2 protein-coding genes are annotated in these 3,450 nt (G+C 35.2%); both read left to right on the forward strand.

What is annotated here, in order from left to right; all coding sequences use genetic code 11:
• The coding region (locus tag AJ885_RS00115) for a flagellin A (protein WP_070280498.1) at nucleotides 1-1,641 on the forward strand (1,641 nt) is incomplete at its 5' end.
• 172 nt (nucleotides 1,642-1,813) lie between these two features.
• The coding region (locus AJ885_RS00120) for a flagellin A (protein WP_070280499.1) at nucleotides 1,814-3,450 on the forward strand (1,637 nt) is incomplete at its 3' end.

Raw genomic sequence — 3,450 nt, forward strand, 5'->3', positions numbered from 1 at the left:
AGACTTAGTTCAGGCCTTAGAATCAACTCGGCTGCAGATGATGCTTCAGGGATGGCGATAGCAGATTCTTTGCGTTCACAAGCAGCCACTTTAGGTCAAGCCATAAACAATGGTAATGATGCCATAGGTATTTTACAAACTGCAGATAAAGCTATGGATGAGCAACTTAAGATCTTAGATACAATCAAGACTAAGGCAACTCAAGCGGCTCAAGATGGACAAAGCTTAAAAACAAGAACCATGCTTCAAGCAGATATTAACCGTTTGATGGAAGAACTTGATAATATCGCAAATACTACTTCATTTAATGGTAAACAACTTTTAAGTGGTAATTTCATCAATCAAGAATTTCAAATCGGTGCAAGTTCAAATCAAACTATCAAAGCTACTATAGGCCCAACCCAATCTTCTAAAATTGGTTTAACACGCTTTGAAACTGGAGGAAGGATTTCTGAAAGTGGTGAAGTGCAATTTACTTTGAAAAACTATAACGGTATAGATGATTTTAAATTTCAAAAAGTTGTGATTTCAACTTCAGTTGGAACAGGACTTGGGGCTTTAGCTGATGAGATCAATAAAAATGCCGATAAAACAGGTGTTAGGGCTACTTTCACAGTAGAGACTAGAGGTATGGGTGCAGTTAGAGAAGGTACTACTTCAGATGATTTTACTATCAACGGGGTAAAAATTGGTAAGATAGAATATAAAGATGGTGATAGCAATGGTGCTTTAGTTTCTGCAATCAACTCTGTAAAAGATACTACAGGAGTAGAAGCTTCTATAGATGAAAATGGTAAACTTTTGCTCACTTCAAGAGAAGGTAGAGGGATTAAAATTGAAGGTGATATAGGCAGAGGTGCTTTTATCAATCCAAATATGAAAGAAAATTACGGTCGCTTATCTTTAGTAAAAAATGATGGTAAAGATATTTTAATCAGCGGAACAGGATTAACTGCTACTGGATTTGGTGCAAATAGTTTCATTTCGCAAGCTTCTGTTTCTCTAAGAGAATCAAAAGGTCAAATTGATGCTAATGTTGCCGATGCCATGGGATTTAACTCAGTTGATAAAGGTAATATTTTAGGCGGTAAATATTCTTCGGTTAGTTCTTATATGAGTAGTGAAGGAAGTGGATTTTCATCTGGTTCTGGTTTTTCTGTAGGTAGTGGTAAAAATTATTCCACAGGTTTTGCTAATGTAGTTGTTGTATCAGCAATTTCTCAAATGTCCGCAGTTTATAATATTTCAGCTGGATCAGGTTTTTCTAGTCAAAGTGGATTATCTCAGTTTGCAACAATGAAAACTTCAGTTGGAAATACTCTTGGCGTAAAAGATGAAACAGCAGGTGTAACTACACTTAAAGGCGCTATGGCTGTGATGGATATAGCAGAAACTGCTATAACAAATCTTGATCAAATCAGAGCTGATATTGGTTCAGTGCAAAATCAACTTCAAGTTACTATAAATAACATCACTGTAACTCAAGTAAATGTTAAATCAGCAGAATCTCAAATCAGAGATGTAGACTTTGCTAGTGAGAGTGCAAACTATTCTAAAGCAAATATCTTAGCTCAAAGTGGTTCATACGCTATGGCTCAAGCAAATTCTAGTCAGCAAAATGTTTTAAGATTATTGCAATAGTTAGATCTTAAACTACTCTATATTCTTTTAAGAATGCTGTAATACATACAAATCCAAGCCTAGTTTAAATGCTAGGCTTTTTTATTTATAAGCTTTAAATTTTTTGATTAACTAAAACTTGGAACACTTTTTGCTTATATCTTTTCGATGCAATATTTTGAAAGGATTTAAAATGGGTTTTAGGATAAACACCAACATCGGTGCATTAAATGCGCACGCAAATTCAGTTGTTAATTCTAATGAACTTGATAAGTCTTTAAGCAGACTTAGTTCAGGCCTTAGAATCAACTCGGCTGCAGATGATGCTTCAGGGATGGCGATAGCAGATTCTTTGCGTTCACAAGCAGCCACTTTAGGTCAAGCCATAAACAATGGTAATGATGCCATAGGTATTTTACAAACTGCAGATAAAGCTATGGATGAGCAACTTAAGATCTTAGATACAATCAAGACTAAGGCAACTCAAGCGGCTCAAGATGGACAAAGCTTAAAAACAAGAACCATGCTTCAAGCAGATATTAACCGTTTGATGGAAGAACTTGATAATATCGCAAATACTACTTCATTTAATGGTAAACAACTTTTAAGTGGTAATTTCATCAATCAAGAATTTCAAATCGGTGCAAGTTCAAATCAAACTATCAAAGCTACTATAGGCCCAACCCAATCTTCTAAAATTGGTTTAACACGCTTTGAAACTGGAGGAAGGATTTCTGAAAGTGGTGAAGTGCAATTTACTTTGAAAAACTATAACGGTATAGATGATTTTAAATTTCAAAAAGTTGTGATTTCAACTTCAGTTGGAACAGGACTTGGGGCTTTAGCTGATGAGATCAATAAAAATGCCGATAAAACAGGTGTTAGGGCTACTTTCACAGTAGAGACTAGAGGTATGGGTGCAGTTAGAGAAGGTACTACTTCAGATGATTTTACTATCAACGGGGTAAAAATTGGTAAGATAGAATATAAAGATGGTGATAGCAATGGTGCTTTAGTTTCTGCAATCAACTCTGTAAAAGATACTACAGGAGTAGAAGCTTCTATAGATGAAAATGGTAAACTTTTGCTCACTTCAAGAGAAGGTAGAGGGATTAAAATTGAAGGTGATATAGGCAGAGGTGCTTTTATCAATCCAAATATGAAAGAAAATTACGGTCGCTTATCTTTAGTAAAAAATGATGGTAAAGATATTTTAATCAGCGGAACAGGATTAACTGCTACTGGATTTGGTGCAAATAGTTTCATTTCGCAAGCTTCTGTTTCTCTAAGAGAATCAAAAGGTCAAATTGATGCTAATGTTGCCGATGCCATGGGATTTAACTCAGTTGATAAAGGTAATATTTTAGGCGGTAAATATTCTTCGGTTAGTTCTTATATGAGTAGTGAAGGAAGTGGATTTTCATCTGGTTCTGGTTTTTCTGTAGGTAGTGGTAAAAATTATTCCACAGGTTTTGCTAATGTAGTTGTTGTATCAGCAATTTCTCAAATGTCCGCAGTTTATAATATTTCAGCTGGATCAGGTTTTTCTAGTCAAAGTGGATTATCTCAGTTTGCAACAATGAAAACTTCAGTTGGAAATACTCTTGGCGTAAAAGATGAAACAGCAGGTGTAACTACACTTAAAGGCGCTATGGCTGTGATGGATATAGCAGAAACTGCTATAACAAATCTTGATCAAATCAGAGCTGATATTGGTTCAGTGCAAAATCAACTTCAAGTTACTATAAATAACATCACTGTAACTCAAGTAAATGTTAAATCAGCAGAATCTCAAATCAGAGATGTAGACTTTGCTAGTGAGAGTGCAAA

Origin of the sequence: Campylobacter sp. BCW_6464 (assembly GCF_001762775.1) — a bacterium.
Lineage (GTDB): Bacteria > Campylobacterota > Campylobacteria > Campylobacterales > Campylobacteraceae > Campylobacter_D > Campylobacter_D jejuni.